Genomic DNA, 26,938 nt, shown 5'->3' with positions numbered 1-26,938 from the left:
GTATGCGAACCCTTTCTCCTCAATCTTTTTCCCATTTTCCTAAGCCTTATCACCCCCATCTTCCCATGAGGATTGTTGCTCTCGGAGACAGTCTAATTTATGGATTTGGTGATCCCGTTGGTGGGGGTTGGGTAGAACGCTTACGTCGCCTGTGGATGTCTCCCAACCATCCCGGTCATGCCCTCTATAATTTAGGGGTGCGAGGAAATGGTGTCGCTCAAGTTTCCCAACGGCTGGAAAAAGAATGGAGTCACCGAGGAGAATTCCGAAATCGTCAGCCTGAATTAATGATTCTGTCCGTTGGGGTGAATGATTCTCCCCGGTTAGGACGAGCAAATGGAAGGCCATTTACAGAATTTGAACACTTTCATACCCAACTGAATCATTTGTTAGATCAAGCCGTCAATTTGTGTCCGGTTTTCTTTGTGGGAATGGTGCCTGTGGATGAAAGTAAGATGCCATTTCTCGATTGTTTTTATTATAATCACGCTGACCAGTACCGCTACAAACAAGCCACCCAGTTAGCTTGTGAACAACGTCAGATTCCCTATCTCGATATTTTTGACCTGTGGTTGAAACGAGGAGAACATTGGCGACGGCTACACTTAAGTGCTGATGGTCTTCATCCCAATATCCGAGGCTATCAAGCCTTATTACACGATATTCTCAACTGGGAACCCATGTCTGGTCTTCACACCTATCTGCCTTCTTGGGAAACCAGCGCTTGATAGGGATTAATAAAACTAATCACAGAATAGCAAATAGGGGGAAAACTTAAGGTACAGACGTGAAAAAAAATTATACAATATAAGAGTAAGGAGAAAAGCTAAGTTGTTTAGATTCCAGAAGATTAAGTTGTTCAAAATTAAACCTACTTAATTTCTGAGTCACAACGTTCTATTTCTACTCCACTATGGGGTTAATTCTCCTCAACTAACACCCGATTAGAGATAAGGCGGTGAGCAAAACAGTAAAAATAGACGAATTTCCCGCAAACGCAATGTTCGGGGAATACTCCACAAACTAACAAGACTAACCCCTATCAGGAGTTGAAACCATGACTAGCAAATTAGAATTTCAAGTATTTTTTGAATCTGCCCTCCTATTCTTCGGCTTTTTATTACTTTCCTTGCTTTTATAAGAAGATATAAGGGTATAGCACTACGCATTAAAATTGTAGTAGAGAGACGCGCCATGGCGCGTCTGTTCCCTGTTCGGTGTTCCCTAACGCTATAGATGGCACAGGTAGCGATCGCTATTGCCAACTTTAGGGTTTGTTCGCAGATAATCGTAAACCCAATCACAAGCTCGATCAATCAGGTTATCCAAATCGAGATTCCACATAATTAAGGTTTTATCCCGACTGGCGGACACTAAAACCTGACCATCGGGACTGAAGCTAATCCCCATGACGCCATCCCGATGGCCGACTAATGTTTTTAATAATGTGCCATCCTGACGACTCCAGAGTTTAACCGTACCATCAAAACTGGCTGAGGCAATTAACTGACTATCGGGACTAAACACTACACTGGTTACACTATCACTTGATCCCTTTAATAATGTTTTGAGATAGTTCCCCTTGCTATCCCACAGTTTAACCGTATTGTCATAGCCGGCGGACGCAATGACTTGACCATCGGGGCTAAAACTGACGCTGAGAATCAAACCTTGATGGCCCGCAATCGTTTTTAACAAAGTTCCCTGATGATTCCACAGTTTAATCGTTCCATCGTCACTAGAAGTCACAATCACTTGACCATCCGGGCTAAACGTAACACTATTAACCCATAAATGATGTCCAATTAAGGTGTGTAATAATTCCCCCTGGCGGTTCCACAATTTCACTGTTTTATCCTTACTGGCTGTGGCAATCGTTTCCCCATCAGGGCTGAAGGTAACACTCATAATGCTATCATCATGAGCAATCCAACTGTTGAGCAATTGAATTGATTCTACGGAAACTCGCTTTTTCTGAACAGGTAACGCCGTTGTCCTGCGATTAAACAGCCAAGGAATTCCCCGGAACATCCCAAACTGAAATAACCGCCTAGAGGATGTTTGGGGGGTTTCGGCATCAGCACTGAGTTGCCACAATTTCACCGTATGGTCATAGCTGGCTGTTGCTAACAGTTCACCATCCGGGCTAAAACTCACCGTCGCCACCCGATCTTGATGTCCGGTTAATGTCGTTAATAATGCTCCTGTACGACTCCACAACTTCACGGTTTTATCCTGACTCGCCGAGGCAAATATCTCACCATTAGGGCTAAAACTTACCCCTAAAACTCGATGTTGATGTCCAGTCAGGGTTTTCAGAGGAATGTGATCAATATTCCATAGTTTTACCGTTTTGTCATAACTAGAAGACGCTAAAGTCTTGCCATCGGGAGAAAATTGAACATTCGTGACTTTATCCCCATGTCCTTGCCATTGTTTTAATAACGTTCCTTCCACTGTCCATAAATAAATATTCTTATCGTCACTAGAAGTCGCTAATAATTTGCTATCGGGAGAAAAATGAACCCCATAAACTCTGGAGCCATCTCCCTTTAAGGTTTTTAACAGTTGACCGCGACGGTTCCACAGTTTCAGCGTTTGATCTTGTCCCACCGTGGCTATGAATTTACCATTGGGAGAAAATTGGACTTTATAAACCGTTTCCTTCGGATCTTGGGTATGGTCTAAATTGTAGAGAATTGTTCCATCCAATTCCAAAATGGTTACCATGCCATTAGCAAGAGCGATGGCTAAAACGCCACCATCAGGGCTAAACGCCACGGACGTTAACGCCGCCCCATTCACAAACGTTCGTAATAATTTCCCGTCTCGACTCCATAATTTTAATTGATGATCTTCAGATACCGAAGCTATCAAACGGCCATCCGGTGAAAAGGTGACACAGGAAACGCTTTTGTGATGACCTCGGAGTGTTACTAAGGGAACAGACATCTGGCCCCTAACTTTTGTTACCTCCGCCTCTAAAGACCAAAGTTTAATTATTCCATCCTGAGATGCAGAGGCGAGTAATTGACCATCGGGACTGAAACTAACGCTCGTGACACTGGCGGTATGACCGACTAAGGTTTGTAAAAGTTGACCTTCAGGTGTCCACAATTTAACGGTTTTATCAAAGCTCCCAGAAGCCATGGTTTTACCATCGGGACTAAAAGAGACATCCCAGGCGACATCCAGATGTCCTTCTAAACGGTTGCGTTCTCCAATACCATACACCGCCTGCTGTAATGTGGCTGCAATTCGAGTTTCCATCGTGGTCAGTTCAGGACTCTGGGCTGTTGTGGCTTTCAATTGTTGAAATTGTCGAGCCGCCCTTAAAGCTTCCATTAAGGCATCAAACTTATATTGTGAGAAGAAAAGTGCTTCGGAAGAAGCCGTTAAGGTTGCTAAATCTGCCAGTTGTTTTTGTTGATCAGCCCGTCGCTGTTGATGAGTCGCTACTTTTGTTGTAAAACCCAATAATAGGGCAACCACCATCGAAACACCTAACAACTGTTGTAAGAGTTGATTGCGTTTTAACAATTGCTCTCGACTCATTTTTTCTAAAGCGGCTTCTGCTTGATATTTTTCAGCTTGAACTTGGTTTAAACGCTGCTGAATATCTTGCTGGCGCTGTTGTTCTTGCAAGGCATATCGTTGGCGAATTGGTAATACTAAATAATCATGCAGCAATTGATATCGATCTTCCGGTTCCTCCCGTCTTCGTAACAGCAAACCGGATTCTAATATTACATCAATAAAGGCTTCAGGTTCCTCCCGATCTTCAACAATTGTTGACAGCTTGGCACTGAGTTTGCAATGCCCTGAGCTTGCCGAAGGGTCGAAGTGTTGACCACCCGCTAAAATCGTGTTGATCCCCCCATCTCCTAGTCCCCTAGTCCCCCCATCCCCTAGTCTCCCCGTCCCCTTGTCCCCCCATCCCCTTGTCCCCTTGTCCGCCTCTTCTTGTCTCCTCCTAGCGGCTGTAATTAATTCAGCTTTTGTTTTAATGGGGCGAGTAAATTTTTCATCTGTTAAGGCAAATAACACTTCCCACGCCGCATCTTCGTTTTCTTGACCACAATCTTGAATCACTTGTTCAATGGAATGTTTAATTAATTCGGCTTTGGGATTAAGTCCCAATTTTTGATAAGCCGATAAGGTGGTAATTCCATGTTCTCCTTCTTCCTGAAGTTGAGCACCCACAACTTGCAATTCAATGGGTCTAACTTCTTGACGTTCATCCGCTAAATCGGCGACTAAAGCATTAATTAAAGCGGGTTCTAATTTTAATTTAGCTCGTTGCGTTAATCGGTCAATCACTGTTTTTGCTTCAGCTAAAGTAAAATCTCGCAAATGATAGCGGATTTTTTTGTCCAAAATGTTATTATTAATTGCTTCTAAATTTAATAAATAATCACATTCCAAAAGATAGTGAAGATAATCTTCCCTTAAAGAAAAAATAATTTTAACAAACGGTAAATCCAAGCAAATTTTCAAAAAATCATAAAATATTTTTCGTCTAGCTTGATGCTGAGAGACAAAAAAGAATTCTTCAAATTGATCAAAAATCAAAACCGTTAGTAAATTTCGATCTGCATTTTGAGTCAATTGTTTTAACACAAAAGAAGACGAATCAAGAATAAAAGAATTAGCTGTTTCTGCGGTTTTTTGGAAAAAGTTAATCGGTTTAGTTGAGGATTGAGCAATCACGTTATACCAGAGTTTTTTAATGGATTCATCAGGATATTTGAAGGTATCACAATTCAGTAAAGCATTGGCTAAATTACGTTCTAATTCTCTGGCCCAATCCGTATAACCCTGAATCACAACGGGTAAACAACCTCTAGCACTAATCGCCGTATTCTTCAAGGCTGGAACTAAACCTGCATTGACTAAAGAACTTTTGCCCACGCCAGAACGCCCATGAACAATAATCAATTTGTGATCATCTCGACTTAATCGATGCAGCAAATTCTGAATATCCTGTTGGCGACAGGATGCCATCATTTCTTCCGCAATAGTTACGATATTTTCCCCATGAAGACTAGAGGGATTTATCGCTTGTTTAGGCGGTTGAAGTTGGGCAGCCCCAATAAACGCTCGGAATCCATATTGATGCTCAAGTTCTCGTTGTTTTTTCTTGATTCTAAACGCTTTACGATACTGACCTTGATGATAGTAAATATTCCGTAATTCTCCCAAAATATCCAGATACAACTGTGGATTATATTGAGGTTTTGTTTGCTCTAAAGCTAATTCTAATTCTTGCCGCGCTTGTAGCCATTCTCGCTGCTGTTGATAACAGCGTGCTAATAATAATAAACATTGTCCTCGACTTGCTGTTCGATTCAATTCGGGTAAAATTGTTAACGCCAATTGCGCTAAAGCAAGGGCTTGATTCCATTGCGACCGTCGTAACGCCACCTCTGCCATAAACCCATAATCTTGAGCGAGTTGGCTAGCGGTTCCATAAATCAGGTGCATTTTTAACCCAGAGATGGCTAATTCTTGTAACTCCTCCCATAATTGTAAACGTTGTAAAACTTCTCCTAAATGGGAGAGAACTCCTGCTGCTAAATCCGGTCGTCCAGCTTGTTCAAAAATCTGCTGACTTTGCTCAAAATAATTTTTAGCTTCCAGTAATAATGTGTGTTTTATCCCTGGATTTCTTGTAGCTTGAATGCAATAAGTTAAGGCAATATGAAAGAGAACAATTCCCTGACGGTTGACCGTGAACCAACACCCTACATCTTTCTGAAGACATTCATGTTGTAGAAAAGCTAAACTTTGTTGATAATGTTGGCGAGCTTTTTCACTGTGGTCATTAGCATCGCAATCTTGAGCGAAAATAAACTGACGAAACGCTTCTAACGCTGGGTCTAATTCATAACCTCGATTTTGTAAATCTTGCCAATGGAGTTCAAGTTCTCGGCGACGATTAGAATTGATGGCAAAGTCAGACGGATAACTCCGAGAAACGGAAGATTGAAAGGTTTGTTGTGTTTCCGGTTCCCAAGCTTTAATTTTGAGTTCTGCCAAGGTAAAAAGGGTATTAGCTTGTAATTTTAAATAATCTAATAACTCCGCCGTTGTTAATTGAAATTTAATCGTTGCGGCTGCCCAACTTTTAAAATCCGGTGCTAGACGAATTAACTGTGTTGCTATATCATCGGTAATCCATAAAATCACAGGAAAATTAAATTGTTTACGAAATTCATCCCGAACTTGATTCGTTGAACTCAGAAGAGCATCGAGATTTTCAACGGTTTCTAACCCTAGAATCATCAATGCTGACGGGGAATGGGTTTGAACGTATTCTGATAAGGTTGTATACAGGGTTGACGTTTGAGCAGAGAGGATGAGAAGTTCAATTGTAATTTCAGAATCAGCTTGTACAGCCTGAAGCACTTGTTGTCTGAGTTGACTAGAATTGCATCGCACTAAGACTAAGGAAAATTGTCCTTGAGATAGGGAAACCGAGCGCACTAATCGATGTAAACCTTGTTGATTAACTGAGGCTACTGCTTGAGAATCCAATAGTCTATTCATAGGAAGATTGCACACTGAGGGTAAAAATACTATATTGACGCTCAATCTTTAATTCTGTCGAAGTTTGGGTTTCTCCTGCCGAATTTTCTGCTTCCTATCAAACTGAAATTAACGAGTCAAGGAAACAATCGGTTAAGGAGGTGATTATCCATCAAAGTTCTGGGGGGTTTACTGGTAATATTATTGAGATTAAAACCCAGAAACACCCTAGAGCATTTCGCCATAGAAACCTAAAATTCCCCATCTCGGAAATTAGGTTTCTCTACATCCCCAAAGTAGAGAGTTTGAAAAAATAGATTGAGTGTACGGAAGTAATCTATACTTCACTATACTTTATTCCCATGAGTCTACTGTAGCGTAAATCATCACAATTGGAAAGAAAAAAACAAAAAAAGCAACATTAAGTTGAATTTAAACTACAATTGGCTACTGATGCAGCTTTTGGGAAGGGAATTAAAGCCCTCCATGCTCTAACAATTATAGCAAAAGTATATCATTAATCAAATACAAGAACAGGTTGAATATAAATTTAACTTTCCTTTACAATATTAAAAAAATATTAAAAAAAGTTATCAAAACACAGAGATTTTGCGCTTCTCCCCAAAATTCATCAAAGAATGGGGATCAAAAAATCACCTTTGTCGAGACAGGAAGCACCGGGGAGTAGGATGTGAACCGTTGAAGGTGTTTACCCTAACACACCCTACACCCCCCTAGCCTCTGACCCCCTAGACTTGTTTCCAAATTTCTTGAATATCGTCTGGAAGCCACCCTGTAATTTCTTCAATTCGTTCTTTAGAAAGTTCAGCTTTTGTTGCAGAAAATACAGCTTTAATCACGGTTTCTGCATTGGTTGTTGGAGGTAAACCCCCTTCATTGGCCACACGAACTAAAAATTTTTCCGAATCAATTCCTGATAGACCAGGCCCTTTTAAAGGGGGACGAATCCGGCTTAAAAAACCGACAATCGGATTAGTATCTTCCCATAACTCGGCAATTTCCATTTGGAGTCTTTTATTAGAAGTTGGCATCACTTCTTTATGTAATTCTTCAGCAACATGGTCGGCGGTTTCTGTACTCATAACATCCCGCATGACCCGAAAGACAACTTCTGTAATATCTCTGGCATCATAGAGATCAGAAAGACCTCCTTCAGTCATAACTTTTTCTAAAAATGGCTGATGTTTTTCTGAAATTTCAACATTCGCATCCGGTTGTTTTTGTTGGGCTTGTTGTGTCGTCATACTTTAACCTCTTTTAAAAGTTTAACTGTATTTAAGACAGTAGAGGAGAAACTGTAGAAGTGAATCTTTCAAAAGATAGGTGTATTAAGTTTTTTTTAAATTATATCTTTGGATATAACATATTAATTTTGGGGTTTGTCAAGATGAAATTATGAATACAAACCAACGTTTAGCGACTTTAAACCGTATCCGTAAACTCAGCCGTTTAATGGATACTTCGATTCGCCTTCCGGTAATTGGTTTTCGGATTGGTTTAGATCCGATTATTGGTTTAATTCCCGGTTTCGGAGATATCATTGATACTGCTTTTTCAGGGTATTTAATTTATTTAGCTGCCCAATTTAAGTTACCGAATTCAGTATTAGGTTGGATGGTTTTTAATATTGTATTAGAAGCTATATTAGGAACAGTCCCTTTGGTAGGGGATATCTTTGATGCTTTCTATAAATCTAATATTCGCAACTTGAATTTATTAGAAGAACACCTGAACAATACAGAACCCGAATTAAGCCAAGTTGAGCCAATGAATTCAGCTAAGAAAGAAAAAATAACGGTCTGATTTTAGCAGAAATCCTCTATTTTTATGTTCATCAACTCCCAATATGATTCAGTAGAATGGGGATAGCCCATCCTACTTGTTGATTTTATTTAATGGTATGGGTTTCTTTGTTTTTTAACCCTTCTTTTCCATGCTCTAAACGCAATTCTCCTGAAGGTTCAGACCGTTTCCAGAAGGGAGTCTCTTTACCCATTGGGCCTTTTGCAGGAGTCACACCGCCATCGACTAACCATAATGCACCTGTAACATAACTGGCTTCATCGGAGGCCAGAAACGCATAAACATTAGCAACTTCTTCCGGTGTACCTCTTCGCGCTATTGGTGTTGCTTGAATTAAAGTTTTTTCCATTTTTTGATCCATTGGGCCAGTTTCTTTATGTGTCCAAGCGGTATCAATTGCCCCCGGACACACACAATTTGCCCGAATTCCATGTTTAGCTTGTTCAACTGCAACCCCCATCATAAAAGAGTGCATCCAGCCTTTTGTACCTCCATAAGGTGCATTTTGAGCGAGTCCATTAAATCCCGCTTCTGACCCAGCCGAAATAATATTTCCGGCGGTTTTTCTTAAGTGAGGAATAGCATATTTAGTCATTAAAAATGCTGACCGAATATTCATCCGAATAGTCTGATCAAAATCGGTAATGGGATAATCATCAATTTCTGCATTGGTTAAGAATACACCCGCATTATTCACTAGAATATCCAGCTTTCCAAACCCATCAATTGTCGCATCAATGCACCCTTGAGCCTGGGTTTCAACGGATACATCCCCAGCATAAGCCATTGCTGAACCGCCAGATTTCCGAATCAATGCAGCGACAGATTCAATCGGATCATCGGGTAAACCATTAACAATTACTTTAGCACCTTCTTTAGCAAATTTATGGGCGATCGCTTCCCCAATTCCAGTTCCAGCCCCTGTAACAATTGCCACTTTATTTACCAGCCGTCCTGTTAACCCATCCATAATTTATTCCTAATAAATTCTCCTCTCCCACTGTTGTTAAATAGCATCAAACTTTCCTCTATCTTCAGTTAGATTCTGGAAGTTTATTAATTCCTGATTGCTCTTGTTGCATCTTAAACAGCAATCAACTATTGTCAACCTCAAGGCATTGCTGTGATCGAATTAATTTAAACGTTTAACAGCCTCTGAGTTCAGATCCTCGGAGGCTGTTAAACTTGGGCGTTTTTACTTTTAGGATTGAATATTTTAATCCCCTTTTATCAGAGGATTATTTACAAAGTTATTATACTGTTGAAATTTTTCATCCTTTCGGATTGCTTCAATTATAAGCATAAAAACTTGGGATTTCCCCCATTTCTTAATAAAAACTTTACCTTTTACTTAAGTTTACAATTACTTGAAACCCCTATGGATAATAGGGTAACAGGAGAATTAGCATAAATAATTCCATGATTTCAAAGCAGCAATCTAAGTGCTTTTTTTCGTCAGACTTCCGTATTTTCTCGTAGTGTCATCCCTTGGAATGCTACGGACATAGGATTTAATTTCGTCCAAGGTATAGCGCGTCTCTACTAAATCCAGCAAACTCATTTCCTGTTCCCTGCGAAGCACTGAGCTTGTCGAAGTGTTCCCTGTTCAATTAGAATTGTCAGATAGGTTCACAGGGGGTGAAACCCTTGATAGATGGGCAACAGAAAGAAGCTGAACCAGAAAATGTAACAGAAAATCAATCCTGTAGAGGTATTCCTAAAACTTTCTAAAAATAGAATAATCAAGCTAAATCAAATTGATTGGCATTAATTGGTGAGTACCTTTCTTTACAATAGGCACTTACCATTTCTTAGGGAAATCCATACAATTAATAAATATAATAAATAAAAGGGTATGAACAATCAAGGCAAATTGCAAATTTTATATTTTGCTTTAGAAGATGTAGTATCTTCAATTTGTAGTCTTAAAGATTGTTATTATAGTTTTGATTATAATTGTGAAAATTTATTGAGTGAACTCATTAAAGAAGGAGAAAACGCTTATCAAAATAATATCACTCTAATCCCGACAAAAAGGGTGATAGAGGGATACATGGGAAAACTAGAAACAGAATATTTAGATATCATTTATCTGCTCTGGTTTGCCTTAAGTTTTGGATTAGCTAAATATTTTTCGATTAAAGCCAAAAAACCTAATTTACTTCAAGAAATAGATGACAGGTTGAGATTAGCATATCATAAATATTCGTCAGAAAAATCTCCTGAGACTTGGGAAAAAATTTATTCAATAGTTAAATTCAACCTACATAAAGATTGACTTAAGGGAATGGGGCAACCCCAGAGTTAAGGTTGATGACCTCATGGAATTGAGTAGGATTTCAACTCCATAAAAAACCCCCTGGGTTGCCCTCTAAATAACTAACTTTGAAAGTTCAGGACTTAGGCTTCCCCGTGTTCTGGGTAAAAATGACGAGTGCCTAACACTCTGCAAATAAACACTCGTCTTGCTACCGCAATGAACATACGAAAGGATTAATTCATTATTTCATTTCTACAACGGTGAAGACATACCCCTACAGTAACGGTTTTCTGTTACATTTTTTGGTTCAATTCCCAATCAGGTCAAGATAAAATACGGGCAGAAATTATTCTGATATCAACTCAAGAATAGCACTCCATCTCAAACCCAGAGGCTTTACAGTTCAGATGGACAACCATTGGGCAAAATTGTTCGATTTAAAATAGCATGGTTGAGATTAATATCAGGGGGGATAACTTTAGTTAAAGCTGCCCACTTGAGATTCGTTCCGTTGAGTTTGGCTCCTGTTAAATTCGCTCTTAAAAGAATAGCTCCTCTTAAATCAGCATCCGTCAAATCTGCATCACTTAGGTTACAATCAGACAAATCTGCACCTATCAAATTTGCCTGACTTAAATTTTGCCCCATCGAGATTGGCTTGACTTAATGAAGCATGATTCAAATTGGTGTTTGATAAATTTGCTTGAGTCAGGTTGGCATAGGTTAGGTTTGCTTCTGTTAAGTCTAAGCCACTAAAATTTTTTCCACCTTCTAAATAGCGCTTCCAAAATATATTAAAGCTCATATTCTTAGAGTCGATTTTTAGGTTTAGGTTTTAATGTTCAACTTTAGCTTGTATTCCATTGAAGAAATCGGCATAGTATTTAACTCCCAATGAGCAGTTATTTATCAAGTGATTACTTCTCTTGATAGTCTAAGATTTACTGATAAACTGAATCACACAAAAGAATTAAAGTGTATATCCTCAGAATGTATTCCTCAATACCAAGTCTGAACCCAAAGGGAACAGGGAACAGGGATAATACTTCTGGCTGTTTCATATCCGTTGTAAATGAGCACAACCTCCATCTCGAAGGCGCGGATTGCTATATTTAAGTAAAGTTTAATCTTGCTGAAAGTTTCTATCAAGAGATAGAGGTAATTCTCAACTAATATTTTTATATTGAAAGATGATAAATAAAAATAAAAAAATAGGAGAATGACAATGGGTTGGTTAAGCCGATTATTTGGTCGTCATGAAGAAGAAAAAGCTAAAACTGCTCAACCTGTACAAAATGTTCAGGCGAGTGCTCCCGCAACAACAGCAACCGCTACAATTCCACCTGAACGGATGGGTTTAGATGGGAAATATGATCAAAGTGGTTTAGCAAAACGAGTGGCTTATGCGTTTGATCAAGATTCTGAATTAGATGATATGGATAGCGTTTGGGTTGCTCAAACTGATAGTACAGTTGTGTTAAAAGGGAAGGTTCCCAGTCAACAACTGTTTAGTAGAATGGTGACAGTTGCTAAAGGCGTTAATGGAGCAACTTCAGTTGATACTAGCCAATTAACGGTTGGTTAATTCTTAATTTTTAAATTCCTAAAAGCAGCAAGGTTGAAGTAATGCTTTAATCTTGTTGCTTTTCGTTTAAAAACAATCCGTTATTTTATGACTTCAGGAAGATTTTTATTGCTTTCCTTGCTGGTAATCTGAATTTGTCCAGGTAAAAAAAGAGATTAAACCGTGATTAATACGAGTTTATTCAAGGGTGCAAAGCCTCGTAATCTGCAAAAAAATTCATTTTATCAAATTCTGAGCCAAAAACTATTTTCCTTAGTTTTATTTCGTCCCTTCATTTTTTTAAGTCTACTTCAGGGTTTAGCATTGGTTGAGTTGATTACATTTTTGGCTTCAAATCATAATCAACCTAATGTGGGTTCAGAACAACCTATAACTGTTAAAATAGTATCCACTTCTGAACCTAAAAATCCTGTTAAAATCTCGAATTTTAAGGCAAATGAATTATTTTTAACTCCTAATTCCTTGGGTGTAATTGCAATTGGACTAGCAGAAGGGACACGAACCGTTCAGGGAGGATTTACACCCCAATATTTTGGACATCGAGATTCTGGAAATGCAGCGTTAAATTTAGGAACTTTTGCCTATCAACATGAAGCTTCATCACCTTTAGAAGCTGATTTAAAACAAATTAAAAAATTAAGGAAATCCACAGAGCGACTTCAGCAGGAAGCTCAACTTAAAAATTTGCGATTAGGATTATTTGAACTGTTAGCAGGGATTGATTTAATTAACCAATCTCCCGCAGCCGGAAATGCTTATATTTCGTCTCTTCAAGATTGTAAAACCCAATATCTCTTAGAATATGATGTTGTATTATGCGCTCGAATTCAATCCTATCGGAATCCCGATACAGGTGAGATAGAAGCGGCAGGATTTAATAATGATTTAGAACAGTTAAAACAAGATCAACAGCGACGGCTTCAGAAGATTTCCATTGTCCTATCTCAACACAATCTTGAACCTGCTCAAAATTAAAATCCTTTCTAGCAAAAAGTGAACAAATGGCAGTATTATAGAGGCTGTCACCCGTGAATGATGAATTGAGCAGGACATGACTGAACCAAAAACTGAAAAGTTAACTCGTGCTTTAAATCAACTAATTGAGGAACATGGAATTAGAAGTGTTGTCCATTCTTTAGCGGATCATTGTTTTAATGAAGCTGAATTTCTACGCCAAGATCGCAGTACAGATTTGGCTCAAAATTGGCAAGAGATTGCTGAGGGATTACAACGGATCATTGATCAGTGGGAATCCTAAATTTTGACAGATTGAGGGTATTTAAAAATAAAGCTTTTCAACACATTAAAGGGTGGTTTTGTTCCTTAAACCGCCCTGAATTTTAAATTAAACGTTATCGACAGAATGTGACACTTTAAACAGAAAACTCAAAAACTCATACGGAATCAAAACTCAATCCGGTGAAATAATATAACTATATTTGCTCTCTCTTTCCTTCTTAAGCTAATAATATGACCAGTTTCCAACCTGTTTTTTTAGATATTACCCAGCATTGGGCACGTCCTTTTATTCAACGGTTACAAGCTCAAGGTTTAATTAATGGGTTTAAAGATAACACATTTCGCCCAGATCAAAACCTAACTCGTGCGGAATTTGCGACTCTTCTAAAAGCTGCATTTCCTACTCCTGCTAAACGTCAATATATCCAATTTAGTGATGTTACCAAGGATTTTTGGGCTGCAAAAGCCATTCAAACCGCTTACGAATCTGGATTTATTTCGGGGTTCCCTGATGGACGGTTTTATCCTCAAAATCCGGTAACTCGTTTACAAGTTTTATTAGCATTAGTATCAGGTTTAAACTTGGCTACAGGTGATCATTTAAACTTAGAAGATCTTTATACTGATGCGGATCAAATTCCTAATTATGCAACTCAAGCAATCATTACAGCAACTCGTTCTCAATTGGTAGTTAATCATCCTAATCCTGAAACATTCAATCCTAATTTAAACGCTACTAGAGGAGAAGTAGCTGCTATTATTTATCAAGCTTTAGTGTTGCTTAAAAAAGCTGATCCTATCATTTGTCAATATAGTATAGAATTATCTAAACCCGGAATTATCCGCACCGGAACCCATCTTTCTGTCAATGGTCGAAAATGGAAGTTACCCTGGAGTCAGTGGAGTTCAGGAATTGCGACAAATACCGGAATTAGTGATAAGGGAATTATACAGGTTTTAGGGATTAATCCCTTAAATACAACCGATGAAAACTCGCAAACTGTCAGTTGGTTTTCTTCAACTCCCTATAAATTCCAGACAACTTGGGATACAGAATATCGCTATTTAAAAATTAATCAATTAGCGGAATTATCAGGATGGGATTTAGAAATACAGGATCAAACCTTAAATATTGTTTCTAAATTGGGAACTGTTCAAGCTTTAACCTTTGAAGAACAGCCTAATCGTTCTCAAATGATGGTAACATTAAATCAACCGACTCCTTGGGAACTTTATCAACAAAATACCCCATGGGAAGTTGTGGTTGATGCGGTCACTTCTGCGACCGTTGCTAAACCGTTTCAAGAACAATCTCAACCCACACCCACTTCAGGAACTTCTGAACAACAAAATGAAGGCGAAACCGCAGGAACCACAAAAAAACCCTCTCGACCTATTGTTAAAATTGCCAATAATCAAACGGTGATTCAAGGAACCTTACCCGATGGTTATGGGGTAAAAGTTTTTACCTTAAATAATCCTAACCGAATTTTAATTGAACTCCGACAAGATGCGTTAATTGAACGGGATATTACCTGGACAAAAGGATTGCGTTGGCGACAACAATATATCACCTTAAATAATAGCCGTTTTCCGGTGGTTTGGTTAATGTTAACTCCGGGTTCAAGTTTGAATTTACGTCCGATTTGGGCAAATCTAACGGGAATGAAAGGGATTGACAGTTTAGCGAAAACTGTAGATAATTGTCAATGTCTAGCAGCAATTAATGGAGGCTATTTTAACCGAAATAATCTCTTACCATTAGGAGCAATTCGTCGGGATGGAAAATGGTTTTCAGGGCCAATTTTAAATCGAGGTGCGATCGCTTGGAATGATGCCGGACAAACTAAAATTGCTCGTTTAACTTTAAAAGAAACCTTAATTTTATCATCGGGACAACGGTTAGATTGTGAATTACTGAATACAGGTTATGTAAAAGCTGGAATTGCTCGATATACTCCCGAATGGGGTGAAAGTTATACCCCTTTAACGGCGAATGAAATTGTTATTGTTGTGGAAAATAATATTGTTAAACAACAAATTGAATCAACAAATACTACCACTGCCATTGCAATTCCTAAAAATGGCTATTTGTTAACCTTGCGATCATTTCGTAGCGCCTTAAGTTCGTTTTCAGTGGGAACATCTATTACGATAGAATCCCAAACCACACCCTCGGATTTTAATTTATTTCCCCATATTTTAGGCGGGGGGCCATTATTATTACAAAATGGACAAGTCGTAGTTGATGCAGTCGCTGAAGGGTTTAATATTTGGTTTGCGGATCAATCTGCTATCCGTAGCAGCGTCGGAATTACCGCCAAGGGAGAATGGTTAATTGCCGCCGTCCATAACCGTGTGGGGGGTGTGGGTGCTAAATTAACAGAAATGGCACTCCTGATGCAGCAACTCGGTGCCACAGATGCGTTAAATTTAGACGGAGGAAGTTCCACCAGTTTAGTCTTAGGAGGTCAACTGTTAAACCGAATTCCCGATACAGCCGCCCCGGTTCACAATGGTTTAGGGGTATTTCGCCGATAAACAATACTCAGGGAGAGAAGAGTATGTTAAGCTATAACGCTAATATAGATTACAGTTCCTATCTCCCCTTAAGTCTGTTTTAATTACATCACAAATTAGGACAAAATTAGGAATAGAAAACTTTTTCTTTTCTGATTCTTAATTTTATAGCAGTCGCGCCTAACAGTGATTGACCAAGACTGATGCAGCCAACCAAGGGACGTAAAATCTTTTCCTCCCTGTTCCCTGTTCCCTGCTATAACTGCTAAATTCTTAATTGCGGACTCCTGCCATGATAACTCCGGGTGAATTGAATTATTACTATAAAGTGTTAGATCTTAAGCCTGGTGCCTCCTTAGAATTGGTGGATCAGGCTTATAAAGACTTAGCATTTATTTGGCATCCCGATCGCATTCCTGAAGAAAATCAACGATTAAGAAAAATCGCTGAGGAAAAACTCAAAGAAATTAATCAAGCACGGGATAAATTACGTTCTTTATTGCGTCGTTCTTCATCGAATTCAACTCAACGCTCATCAACGGTTCAGCGTTCAGAATCCTATGCTAAATCGTCCTCTAATGGTTCAGGACATTCAACTTATAACACCCATCAACGTGCGTCTTCTTCCTATCAATCTTCGACCTATCAAAGCCGCGTAAAAACTCCTGGAAATGAAACTTTTCAACGTCCACAAACTCCTGTAAATTCCCAACCACAAACGCCTCCTCGTCCTCCTTCTCCTTCTCCTTCTCCTCCACCACCTCCCCCTAAACCCACAGAATTAAGTGGATTAAGTTTTAAAGGAGAAGACTTAAAAGAACGGGATTTTTCCAGTCGAAATTTAAGCGGTGCAGACTTCAGTGAAGCCAATTTAAGTGATGCGTTTCTGCATAAAGTCAACTTAAGTGGGGCTTGTTTATATAAAGCCAATCTATTTCGGGCTAATTTTTTACAAGCCAATTTAACCTATGCAAATTTACAAGAAGCCAATTTAATTGGGGCTGATTTAAGCGGGGCTGATTTAAGATGTGCTAATTTAACTGGGGCAAAAGTTGGAATTGGGGATAAAGTAATGGTAAAATTAACAGGAGCTAAATTACAAGGTACTATTTTACCGGATGGCAGTGTTCATCCTCAATAAGAATTTAACGATTAATAGGAATAACGGGACGTTGACCGTTTTGAAACTGTTTCCAGGCGGTTTTTACTGGACTTGGGGCGGGAAAATTGCGATCATAAACGACAATTACATTCGTTAAATTTCGCCCTGGATTAATATAAATATCTCCGTGATACGCTAACCCTTCCGACGCACCACCATCTAAATTCATCGCTTCATAACATCCAATAGCTTTCATCACTTCCGCTTCTTGTTGTAAAGTTAAACTGGCTAAAAAAGAAACTAAAAACAGTTCTTTTCCCGTTTGAGAAAAACCAATAGCGGTGCGATATCCTTTATCTAAAACATGAGGATCATTAAACCCTTCTGTTTTGGGTGCTAACCAAATTTTACCTTGTTTTATTAATCGGGGGCCACAGGTTAGAGAAAACCAATGTTGATTCCATTCGGGTTTTCCTTCAAGTCTAGCAGTGATCATTTCTGGGCGATTTCCAGTTTTTAACCCTAATGTTGTTCCGAAATTTTCCCAACGACTATATTTTAAAAATTTGCCTTCCCCAACCAAATTTCCCATGACTCGTTTTTGAGCATCTTTACTAAAAAAAGTGCCATTCGCAACGACCGCCGCCGGATACCGTTTGACAAAATTAGTAAAGGATTCATCACCGTAAGATTTTTGGCTACTATTGGCTTGAGGCGCGTTATTGGCTAACCCCATCGTGATTATATTTTCAGGATCAGTTAAATTAATAATGGTTTGATAAAAAGAAATTCCCAATAGATCTTTTTGCAAGATTTGTACAGGTTGTACTGAATTTAAGTTAAGGTTAGGAGAAGGAGAGTTTGGAATAATCAGGGGTTGGGATGTTGGAAGATTAAAAGTAGGCGTTTTAACAATAGTAGGGGGAGAAATTGCAGGTTGGGGTGTTGGAGAATTAACCGCAAATCGTTCTGAAAAATAGGTTTGTTTAATTTGGTTAATAAATTGTAACGTGCGATCGCGATTTTCAGCAATAGAGAAAAAACCTTTTAACGCCCTAAAAATCAAAAAACCAATAAATAATAAAAAGGTACGCCGCGCCATCGTTTGACACCCTTTTTGTTTTTTAGCATTAGGCATATTTTTGAATCAGGTTTGAACATTAAACCAGAACCTTATAATTAAATTATAGCAATTCTAAATCGGCATAGGTTGTAATATTCACCTGTACGGGTGGTGTTCCTCCCAACCCAAATACCTAAAGGGTTTGGAAACCAAACCCCTACAATACTTTTTAAATCCTACATTTAAACGGGATTAGGATTGATTCAAAATAATATTAATTTGTTTCTGAACATCATCTAATTTTTGACGTTGTTGATCAATCCAAGCTTTTTCGGCTTCCCGTTGTTCAGGAGTTTCTTGTTCATATCGGTTTTGTTTTTCTAAAAAATCATTGTAGAAATTAATAAGTTCTGTTGTAGTAGCCAAAGCAAAATCAAAGCATTCAGAAAATCTTGAAGCCATATTTTCTTCTATAATTTCTTTAACTCTATTAACAAAAATGTCAAATCTTCCTCTACTAATTACCATCAATCTTTGATTTAAAAATGCACTCCAAGTTAGTTTTATCCACTCCGATAAAAAATTACTATGATTTCCTTTAGTATTAATTAAGTAATTTTTTTGATAAGAGTATGAAGCTGGTTTGACTGAAATATTAGCTCGCTCGTTGAAATCCAGCAAATTAATTATATTTTGAACAGAATCAAAGTTTAAATCTGATAAAGTTTGGCTTAAAAAGCCTAAATTATTATTGATTAGGCTGATCATCTCCTTGTTGATAATTTTTATTGTTTTATCTAATCCTTGAATTAAGCCATCTTTATCCGAAAAACCCAATTCTTTTTTTAAATTTCCGTTTTTACTGTCTCTAAACCACTCTTGTTGAAGCTGTTCACATTGATTTAACCATAAATTTTTAATGTCTTGAATCACTTCTGTCTGACATTTCTTCTGCAAATCCCGAATTCTAAAATCAATCGCTGCTAGTTTTCCTATTTCTTCCCAGAGTTCAGATGTGGGCACAGACATAATTCTAGCTTTACTATTCCAGACATCCTCAGCATGATATAAATGTTTATAACTAACCGCCATTAATTCTTTTAATCTAGCAGCAGACTGTCTTAACTCCTCAGTACAGGATTGAATCGACTGATTTAACTCCGTTGCGGACTGTTTTAACTCTGAAGATTCACCCGGATTATTTTGTACAGAAATCGTTGATTCAGTAATAAACTCGAAGACCTTTAAAAATTCATTCATTGCAGCCAACCTCAATAAAGCATACAGTTATACTGTACAAGATTAGAGATACAATTCACTCACTTAGTAATAAACTATAACCTATTGATCTGTATTTATACGGTTGAAAAAAAACAAATTTTCATATATTAATTAATTTTCCGTAAAAATACTTAAATCATTTAAACAAAATTTTTAAGTTGTAAAAATTTAGCAATATTCGTTAATTTTTAGAGGATAATGAGTTTACAATAATTAAAGAGTTAGGTCAAAAATGATGTCTTTTTTCAGCCCCTCCATGCAATTTGTATTTCCCCCTGCAATTCAAGAAGGTTTAGCCAAGGGTGTCTATGAGGTAGTTTCTTCCAACTCAGGAGTACCTTTAAGCATGGTTAGATGGGCGAAAGGAACAGCCAATGCGGGTCAGTTTGCAGGTCACGCCATTGGTACAATCATGAATGATAGTCCCCTAGCACCCATAACCGCACCCGTGGAAGTGGGTATGGGTCTAGCTCAAATGTATCAAGTTCATCGAGGATTTCAGAAAACTTATCAAGGAATTAACCAATTACAAGCAAGTCTCGGAGTTCTACAATCAACGACTGCGGTTATTGGTGTCGGTGTAGCGGTAACGGGTGTTCTTACGGCTGTAAATTTATATCAAACTTTAAAGTTAAGAGAAGATATCAAACAGCTTAAATTAACGGTAACGGGAGGATTTATTGATCTAAAAGCAGCTTTAAAAGATCAAGGTGATAGTATTATTAAACGAATTGATGAAGTTGCAGAAGATATAAAATATAATAGTCATCGATTAAGTTTAATTACAGCCTATGGCAAATTTATAACAGCATTAGATTGGTTTAAAAGAGCGATGAACATTGAAGGCGTAAATGCTAGAAATGAGCAAATTAATGGGGTGTTAACGATGCTCTATAATGCTTTAGCTGATTACTCTAACCCCAATTTATTAGAAAATACCTGTGCTGCGGGTCAACTGCGTCGGATGGAATGCGCTTGGGCAATTGAACAAGCTATTATTGCCGCTTATCAAGCTCAAAATCAATTAACAGCAGTTAATGAACACCTTGAACAACTGCAAAATAAAATTCATCAAGAGTTAATAAATATTATTAATCAATGTAGTTCCGAGGAAGAATTGGATTTTCTGTTTCCTGAAATCGCCCGCATTAAAATCCATGATTGTACTGCCTTAAAATCTTGGCAAGATCATACCAGTTGGTTTAAAAGTTTATCGGCTGATGAACGAGAACAATTAGCAATGTTAGAACCCGAAACCTCAGAAGCGGTTAAGGTTCAACTTCCGCAAAATGACTTAGCTGTAAAACCCTTAGAAATGCAAATCTATGAAGCATTAAAACAAAAATCTCACTATTCGGCTTTACGAAATCAATTAAAATTTATTGTTAAACCTGAATTACGCCGAGATTATGAATCTTATATTTTGAATCAAGCGGTCGCCACAGGTTTAAATGGATTAGCCCCTAAAAATTGGGAAGAAGTACCCGATTTAACCGTTGCTAATCTTTACCATTATTTTCAAGTTCAAGCTTGAATTTTAATAACGATAAAAGTAATATTTCATGGTAGGGGTTGGGTCTCCCAACCCAGACCCTAGAGAGGGTTTGAAAACCAAACCCCTACAGTTATTTTTTAGAAATTAAATAGGATTGCCATCAATAAATTTATTGAGTTTTTAACCTAAATAAGCTTGTTTAACTCGTTCATCTGTTAATAACTCAGAAGCTTTTCCAGTTAACGTTAAACAACCCGCTTCTAAAACATAACCTCGATCCGCAATTTCTAAGGCTAAATGGGCATTTTGTTCCACTAATAAAATCGTAACACCCGATTGATTCAGTTGACGAATAACTGAGAAGATTTCTCGAACAATTTGGGGGGCTAATCCTAAACTGGGTTCATCTAATAATAATAACTGAGGACGACTCATCACCGCACGAGCGATCGCTAACATTTGTTGTTCTCCACCGCTTAAAGTTCCTGCTAATTGATGTTTTCGTTCAGCTAACCGGGGAAAGGTGATAAATTGTTTTTCAATATCTGTTTTAATTCCTAAGCGATCGCTGCGGGTATAAGCTCCTAATTCTAAATTGGTTAATATGGTTTGTTGAGATAGAATTCTCCGACCTTCTGGACTTTGGGCGATCCCCATTTTAACGACTTGATCCGGTCGTAAATTCGTGATATCTTTTCCTTGATAAATTAGTTTTCCTTGACGAAGATTAATTAAGCGAGAAATCGTTTTTAATGTGGTACTTTTACCCGCCCCATTTGCCCCAATTAAAGTGACAATTTCTCCTTGATTGACGACAAGATTAATATCTTTTAAAGCTTGAATCGAACCATAATTAACAGATACATTCACTAATTCTAACATTATTTATTCATCTCCTAAATAAGCTTCAATGACCGCAGGATTATTTCTCACAATTTCTGGTTCTCCTAATGCAATGAGTTTACCAAAATCTAAAACCGCAATGTGATCGCACAACCCCATCACTAACGGAACATGATGTTCAATTAAAATTACCGTTAATTGGAATTGTTTAGCAATTTGGCGAATTAAATCACTGAGTTCTTTTTTCTCACTGGGGTTCATTCCTGCGGCTGGTTCATCTAATAATAATACTTTGGGTTCTAAAGCTAACGCACGAGCAATTTCTAAGCGTCGTTGGTCACCATAGGCAAAATTACGAGCTTTTTGTTCCACTCGATCTGCTAATCCAAAAATTGCTAATAATTCTCTAGCTTTTTCATAGTTTTTTTGTTCAATTTGTACCGCTTGGGGTAAACCTAAAATCCCTGAAATCAGATTAGATTGGTTGTGTATATGACGAGCGATCGCTACGTTTTCTAAAGCGGATAAATTACCAAATAACCGGAGATTTTGAAAGGTTCGGGCGATTCCTTTTTCTGCAATTTGATAAGGTTTTAATTGAGTTATAGGATGATTTTGATAAATCAATGAACCCTTAGACGGCGGAATTAACCCAGTAATTAAATTAAATAATGTGGTTTTTCCGGCTCCATTGGGGCCAATTAAACCGAATATTTCTTGCTCTTGAACCGTAAAAGATACCTGATCAACGGCTAATAAACCACCAAAATATCGCGTTAAACCTTGTACTTCTAAAATCGGTTGTACTGTTGATGAACTCATCGGTTAACCTTTAATGGATTGTTTGTTCAAAATTCCCCGAAATGGATTTTTTCGAGCGATTTTATTTAATAATTCAGGAGTAATTAAGCCTTGCGGATAAAAAATTGATCCCACAACCAATAACACCCCAAAAATAATTAAACGACCATCCCGTAAAAATTGAGCGAACCATAACGGTAAACTACTAATTCCCCCCATTCCTCGTAATACTTCCGGTAACGCAGTCAGAATAATTCCCCCTAAAACGGGCCCCCAAAAGGTTCTTGACCCTCCAATTAACACAAAAGCTAAATAAATAATACTACTATCAAAGGTTCCTTGACGTGCATTCCAAGTATTGAGAAAATGGGCGCTAATCGTTCCCACTAATCCCGCTAAAATTGCCCCCAATGTAAAGGATAATGCTTTATAATAAGTGGGGTTAATTCCCATCGAATCGGCGGCTAATTCATCTTCCCGAATGGCACTAAATGCTCGTCCCGCTTTAATTTTTTCTAAGCGGTATAAGAAAACCATGCTCAGAATTAACAAGGGAATGGCTACCCATAAATATTCTAAGGGAGTTGTAAAGGGTTGAGGAATTCCAAAAATACCAACCGCCCCACCTGTTATCTCTAAATTTAACGCTAAAACCCTTAAAATTTCGACAAAAGCAATGGTTGAAATCGCTAAATAAATCCCCCGTAATCTTAGCACTGGAATTCCTAATGCTATGGCTAAAACAGCAGAAACCAGAGCCGTTATGATGAGTTCTAACACAAAAAATGTAAAAGGAAAAATAGTCCCCGTGAATTTAAAGACTTGAGTTGATAAAATGGCAGCAATGTAACCGCCTAACGCATAAAATCCAGGGGTTGCTAAGGAAAGTTGACCCGCCATTAAGGGTAAATAAACAGACAACCCTAGAACCGCTCCCAATAGCATGGAAACGATTAAAAAGCCATAGGTGTTGAAAAAATTAATCATGAATTTTAATTATACCTTTTGAATCCGTTTACGTCCTAATAATCCTTCCGGTCGAACTAATAGCATAATAAAGAGAATAGCAAAAGAAATCGCCTCTCGATAGCCGGAAAAATCAGGAGGAACAAAGGCTTCTGCTAATCCTAATAATAACCCCCCAATTACCGCCCCTGGAATACTTCCTAACCCTCCTAAAACAATCACCCCTAACCCTTTTAACCCAAAACTAATCCCAAAATACGGCCCTGCGATACTCACACTAGAACCCACTAATGTTCCGGCTAATCCCGCTAAAAGTCCACTGACAAAAAAGGTTATTTTAATAAATTGTTCGGGGTTAATTCCTAATAAACTAGCGGTGGTTTCATCTTCGGCGACGGCTTGTAACGCTTTCCCGATTTTTGTGCCATTCACCAGATAGGTTAATAAAGCCACCATGACTGCACAAACCGCAAAAATAATCACTTGTACGGTTCTAATCATAATCGGTCGAGTCGCAGTTCCGAAATTAATTGCGACGGGAATATTTCCGTAAATATTATCAGGAAAAGTGTAAATTTCTGCCCCAACTAAATATTGAATCACGTTGACAATCACCACCGCAGCCCCTAAACTAGAAACTAGGGTTAATAAGGGATCAGCCCCTCTTATTCTTAACGGTTTAAAGGCTAATCGTTCTAACAAAATAGAGGCAAATCCCGCTAGAATACAGCCTAAAATTAAGGCTAGAAAAAATGGCAATTGAAACGGTAATTTTCCATTGGCTAATAATCCATTAAATCCAAAAACTCCACCAGATAGGGTATATGTAAAATAAGCTCCCAAGGTAAAAATAGCTCCATGAGCAAAATTAATCACCCCTAAAATTGAAAAAACCAAAGTATATCCTAAAGCAAAAATAGCGTAAACACTACCAATTGATAGACCATTTAAAAAGGATTGTAGAAATACATTAAAATCCATAATTATTATCAATATAAGGTTGTTTTTCTCTCATCTCTCGTTGCTAGGTTCTACCTAGCAATGCCATATTGCAGGCTCCGCCTGCTGGTTTATTATAGGAGGCAGAGCCTCCTTAATGATGTTCCCTGGTAGAACCAGGGGAACGAGGATATCAGCGTTATTTTAAATAGGTGAATTTGCCATTTTTTCCCGTTTCATCCATTTTAATTTGAGCAACATAAAATTTTTCTTGTACCACTTCCCCTTCAGGAGTAAAGGAAATATTCCCTAAAACCGTTTGATATTTCCCTGATAAAATTGCTTGATTTAATTGTTCTCTTAGCTGTTCTAAGGATAAACTACTAATTTTATTTTTCTGGTCAACCGCTTTTAACGCATCTACAAACACTTGAATTCCAGCAAACGCTTGGGCGGTAAATTGAGGCGGTTCTTTTTTGTTTTCAGCTACATAGGTTTCTCGGAAAGTTTTATTAATCGGATTATCAATTTCAGGACTATAAGCTTGAGCAATAATCACCCCATCACATTCTTTTTGACAGACGGGTAAAATATTAGAGGTATTTAAACCATTTCCGCCAATAATTAATCCTTGATAACCGAGTTGTCGCAACTGTTTGATTAAATTTCCCCCATCGGCAGCGAGTCCTGAAATAATAATTAAATCAGGATTTAAGTTAATGGCAGCAGTGGCTTGGTTTTGAAAATCGGTGTCTGTGGTTTGGAACTTTTGAACCGTTACTAAATCTAGGTTTAAATCTTTAACCGTTTGTTGAAACGTTTCCGTTTCTGATTTACTAAACGCATCATTTTGGGCGAAGAAAACCGCAACTTTTTTTAAGTTAGGGTTGAGTTTTAATGCTGCTTGCACCGCGTTAGGAGCAACCACCGCAACGGGTGCAGAAACCCTGGCAATATAATCTCCAATTTGAGGAATTCCTTTAGCGGTATTAGAAGGGCCTAAAACCGGAACTTTTGCCCGTTCTGCAATGGGGTCAGCCGCAAAGGCTTGTTGAGATAAAGAAGGGCCTAAAATTCCGACAACTTTTTCTTGAGTAATTAAAGTATTAAAGGCATTAATAGCACTTTGTTCATCGCCGCCGCCATCTTGAAGGGCTAATTTTATCGGAGTTCCATTCACCCCTCCTTGTTGATTAAAATATTTTTCAGCCATTTTCGCGCCGATAACTTGTTCTTGTCCTAATAATGCGGCGTTACTGGTTTGAGCAAGAACAACTCCGATGGGGATTCCATTCGCATTTTGACTGGCCGTTGTAGTTGAATTTTGACTCGAAGTTGTGTTAGTTCCAGATGGTTGAGAGGAATTACAGGCTACTACTAAAGAAAAGGTAATTCCTGATAAAAATAGAGGAATAAATTGGCGTCTTTTGATCATTAGGGTGCAAACCAAACAAGGAATAAGCGATCTTGCACCCAGAATTGAACTCGTGAGTGCAAGGGGGATGGCTGCTAATTATACAACTGTCTGGGATCGGAGACAAGCTAATTTCAAAAAAGCGATCACAACCTAGAAATATGACAGTTTGATAGTTAAATCAATTTGAATGGCTGATTAAACTCATGATTTGATTTTTGGCAGCTTTTGAAACCTCTTATTCTGTGGCTTAATCCTGACTAGGAAGGTAAATTAAAGTCAGAATCAAGAAGCTTTCGCTCTTTGAATATTTGTTGATAAGAAATACTAGAAAAATAAAAAAACCAGGTTACAATTCCCATCAATTTACTCCCATCTTCTAATAAAAATAACTGGTTATTTTTAGATCCAGTATAATCAAAAGAAATAGGTAAAATATCTATAAAAACAGACAATCCAAAAAGAAGTAAAGCCGTTCCTAAAATTTGAAATTGAGTAGAGTTTAAGATGATATTTTTATAGTAAATTAGAAGTAAAGAAAGCAAAGCAAACTCAGCACCAACAATAAACTTTTCAGGGACTTTCAAAAAGTAAGGAAGTAGCATCTCATGGAGCATAAAGAAATCATCCAACATGAACCAAAATGAAATTAAACCGGATAACCCAATAAAATTTTTCAACTTTTTATCTTTGTTGTTAATCGGTGACAGAATAAAAAATGAAAAAATACAAATCACCCCACTACTACCCCAGGTAAAAACACTTAAATTCGATATAAATCCCGTAAAAGGAGATAGGTTAGCAATCGCAAAAATATCTCTTGTTAATAGGGGAACAGGAATACGATTTTGCAACCCAGCCCCAATTAAAATGCTCAGGAAAGGAACATAGAACTTCAGCAAATTTAAAAAAGCTTGATTCCGTTTTTTGGGAGAAATATCCCTGGTCAACCCATGAGCAGGAACACTTTGTCGTCCTCTGACACTCAAAAATTTATTAAAAAAGAATACATAGGATTTGAGTAACATTAATGTCGTTTGGGTGGGGATAATTTTTCTAAAATTAGACACAGTAAAAT

22 protein-coding genes are annotated in these 26,938 nt (G+C 37.9%); 9 read left to right on the top strand and 13 right to left on the bottom strand.

Annotated features, from left to right (window positions below; translation table 11 throughout):
* Positions 1 to 2 precede the first annotated feature (2 nt).
* The gene (locus tag PL9214_RS00450; protein WP_072716887.1) at positions 3 to 728 is read left to right on the top strand and encodes a GDSL-type esterase/lipase family protein; all 726 of its coding nucleotides are present in this window, start codon (positions 3 to 5) and stop codon (positions 726 to 728) included.
* Between the two features lie 502 nt (positions 729 to 1,230).
* Here PL9214_RS00450 and PL9214_RS00445 read toward each other — a convergent pair.
* Both PL9214_RS00445 and PL9214_RS00440 read right to left on the bottom strand, forming a co-directional pair.
* Positions 1,231 to 6,549, bottom strand: coding sequence for a WD40 domain-containing protein (locus PL9214_RS00445; RefSeq protein ID WP_072716886.1), 5,319 nt, complete (start codon positions 6,547 to 6,549; stop codon positions 1,231 to 1,233).
* A 728-nt stretch (positions 6,550 to 7,277) separates the two neighbouring features.
* Positions 7,278 to 7,793: a DUF2267 domain-containing protein gene (locus PL9214_RS00440; protein WP_072716885.1), complete on the bottom strand. Its 516-nt coding sequence runs from the start codon at positions 7,791 to 7,793 to the stop codon at positions 7,278 to 7,280.
* Between the two features lie 151 nt (positions 7,794 to 7,944).
* On the opposite strand from PL9214_RS00440, the gene PL9214_RS00435 reads away from it, so the two are divergent.
* On the top strand, positions 7,945 to 8,352 hold the full coding sequence (locus PL9214_RS00435) for a DUF4112 domain-containing protein (RefSeq protein WP_072716884.1): 408 nt from the start codon (positions 7,945 to 7,947) through the stop codon (positions 8,350 to 8,352).
* Positions 8,353 to 8,437: 85 nt separating this feature from the next.
* Here the strand turns inward: PL9214_RS00435 and PL9214_RS00430 are convergent, their stop codons facing one another.
* Positions 8,438 to 9,322 carry an SDR family NAD(P)-dependent oxidoreductase gene (locus PL9214_RS00430; RefSeq protein WP_072716883.1) on the bottom strand — a complete coding sequence of 295 codons (885 nt, stop codon included), beginning with the start codon at positions 9,320 to 9,322 and terminating at the stop codon, positions 8,438 to 8,440.
* Between the two features lie 885 nt (positions 9,323 to 10,207).
* Here PL9214_RS00430 and PL9214_RS00425 point away from each other — a divergent pair.
* Complete coding sequence (locus PL9214_RS00425; protein ID WP_072716882.1) at positions 10,208 to 10,630, top strand: hypothetical protein; 423 nt, start codon at positions 10,208 to 10,210, stop codon at positions 10,628 to 10,630.
* 378 nt (positions 10,631 to 11,008) lie between these two features.
* Here PL9214_RS00425 and PL9214_RS00420 read toward each other — a convergent pair whose 3' ends face one another.
* Positions 11,009 to 11,260 carry a pentapeptide repeat-containing protein gene (locus PL9214_RS00420; protein WP_072716881.1) on the bottom strand — a complete coding sequence of 84 codons (252 nt, stop codon included), beginning with the start codon at positions 11,258 to 11,260 and terminating at the stop codon, positions 11,009 to 11,011.
* Positions 11,211 to 11,417 (bottom strand): pentapeptide repeat-containing protein, encoded by a 207-nt coding sequence (locus tag PL9214_RS32970; protein WP_072716880.1) that lies wholly within the window; start codon positions 11,415 to 11,417, stop codon positions 11,211 to 11,213. Before PL9214_RS32970 ends, PL9214_RS00420 begins: the two co-directional genes overlap by 50 nt.
* A gap of 420 nt (positions 11,418 to 11,837) precedes the next feature.
* On the opposite strand from PL9214_RS32970, the gene PL9214_RS00410 reads away from it, so the two are divergent.
* The 5 genes from PL9214_RS00410 (at position 11,838) to PL9214_RS00390 (ending at position 17,097) form a co-directional block, all read left to right on the top strand.
* Complete coding sequence (locus tag PL9214_RS00410; protein WP_072716879.1) at positions 11,838 to 12,197, top strand: BON domain-containing protein; 360 nt, start codon at positions 11,838 to 11,840, stop codon at positions 12,195 to 12,197.
* Between the two features lie 162 nt (positions 12,198 to 12,359).
* Entirely contained in the window at positions 12,360 to 13,172 is an 813-nt protein-coding gene (locus PL9214_RS00405) for a hypothetical protein (protein WP_072716878.1), read from the top strand.
* Positions 13,173 to 13,248: 76 nt separating this feature from the next.
* Complete coding sequence (locus PL9214_RS00400) at positions 13,249 to 13,455, top strand: hypothetical protein (RefSeq protein WP_072716877.1); 207 nt, start codon at positions 13,249 to 13,251, stop codon at positions 13,453 to 13,455.
* A gap of 212 nt (positions 13,456 to 13,667) precedes the next feature.
* Positions 13,668 to 15,977 carry an S-layer homology domain-containing protein gene (locus PL9214_RS00395; protein ID WP_072716876.1) on the top strand — a complete coding sequence of 770 codons (2,310 nt, stop codon included), beginning with the start codon at positions 13,668 to 13,670 and terminating at the stop codon, positions 15,975 to 15,977.
* Between the two features lie 271 nt (positions 15,978 to 16,248).
* Complete coding sequence (locus PL9214_RS00390) at positions 16,249 to 17,097, top strand: pentapeptide repeat-containing protein (RefSeq protein WP_072716875.1); 849 nt, start codon at positions 16,249 to 16,251, stop codon at positions 17,095 to 17,097.
* Between the two features lie 4 nt (positions 17,098 to 17,101).
* Here the strand turns inward: PL9214_RS00390 and PL9214_RS00385 are convergent, their stop codons facing one another.
* Together PL9214_RS00385 and PL9214_RS00380 are read right to left on the bottom strand one after the other, a co-directional pair.
* Positions 17,102 to 18,196 (bottom strand): phosphodiester glycosidase family protein, encoded by a 1,095-nt coding sequence (locus PL9214_RS00385; RefSeq protein ID WP_072716874.1) that lies wholly within the window; start codon positions 18,194 to 18,196, stop codon positions 17,102 to 17,104.
* 177 nt (positions 18,197 to 18,373) lie between these two features.
* The gene (locus tag PL9214_RS00380; RefSeq protein WP_072716873.1) at positions 18,374 to 19,381 is read right to left on the bottom strand and encodes a hypothetical protein; all 1,008 of its coding nucleotides are present in this window, start codon (positions 19,379 to 19,381) and stop codon (positions 18,374 to 18,376) included.
* A 253-nt stretch (positions 19,382 to 19,634) separates the two neighbouring features.
* On the opposite strand from PL9214_RS00380, the gene PL9214_RS00375 reads away from it, so the two are divergent.
* A complete protein-coding gene (locus tag PL9214_RS00375; RefSeq protein WP_245824127.1) occupies positions 19,635 to 20,936 on the top strand; it encodes a hypothetical protein in 1,302 nt (433 codons plus the stop codon).
* Positions 20,937 to 21,077: 141 nt separating this feature from the next.
* Here PL9214_RS00375 and PL9214_RS00370 read toward each other — a convergent pair whose 3' ends face one another.
* The 6 genes from PL9214_RS00370 to PL9214_RS00345 form a co-directional block, all read right to left on the bottom strand.
* The gene (locus tag PL9214_RS00370) at positions 21,078 to 21,779 is read right to left on the bottom strand and encodes an ABC transporter ATP-binding protein (RefSeq protein WP_072716871.1); all 702 of its coding nucleotides are present in this window, start codon (positions 21,777 to 21,779) and stop codon (positions 21,078 to 21,080) included.
* Between the two features lie 3 nt (positions 21,780 to 21,782).
* A complete protein-coding gene (locus PL9214_RS00365) occupies positions 21,783 to 22,562 on the bottom strand; it encodes an ABC transporter ATP-binding protein (RefSeq protein ID WP_072716870.1) in 780 nt (259 codons plus the stop codon).
* 3 nt (positions 22,563 to 22,565) lie between these two features.
* Entirely contained in the window at positions 22,566 to 23,528 is a 963-nt protein-coding gene (locus PL9214_RS00360; RefSeq protein ID WP_072716869.1) for a branched-chain amino acid ABC transporter permease, read from the bottom strand.
* Positions 23,529 to 23,537: 9 nt separating this feature from the next.
* A complete protein-coding gene (locus PL9214_RS00355; RefSeq protein WP_072716868.1) occupies positions 23,538 to 24,488 on the bottom strand; it encodes a branched-chain amino acid ABC transporter permease in 951 nt (316 codons plus the stop codon).
* Between the two features lie 157 nt (positions 24,489 to 24,645).
* Positions 24,646 to 25,881, bottom strand: coding sequence for an ABC transporter substrate-binding protein (locus PL9214_RS00350; RefSeq protein ID WP_072716867.1), 1,236 nt, complete (start codon positions 25,879 to 25,881; stop codon positions 24,646 to 24,648).
* Between the two features lie 239 nt (positions 25,882 to 26,120).
* A complete protein-coding gene (locus tag PL9214_RS00345; protein WP_072716866.1) occupies positions 26,121 to 26,930 on the bottom strand; it encodes a DUF8692 domain-containing protein in 810 nt (269 codons plus the stop codon).
* Positions 26,931 to 26,938 lie beyond the last annotated feature (8 nt).

This window comes from Planktothrix tepida PCC 9214 (assembly GCF_900009145.1).
In the GTDB taxonomy this organism is placed as follows: Bacteria; Cyanobacteriota; Cyanobacteriia; order Cyanobacteriales; family Microcoleaceae; genus Planktothrix; species Planktothrix tepida.
This window is presented reverse-complemented; position numbering and strand designations above follow the sequence as displayed.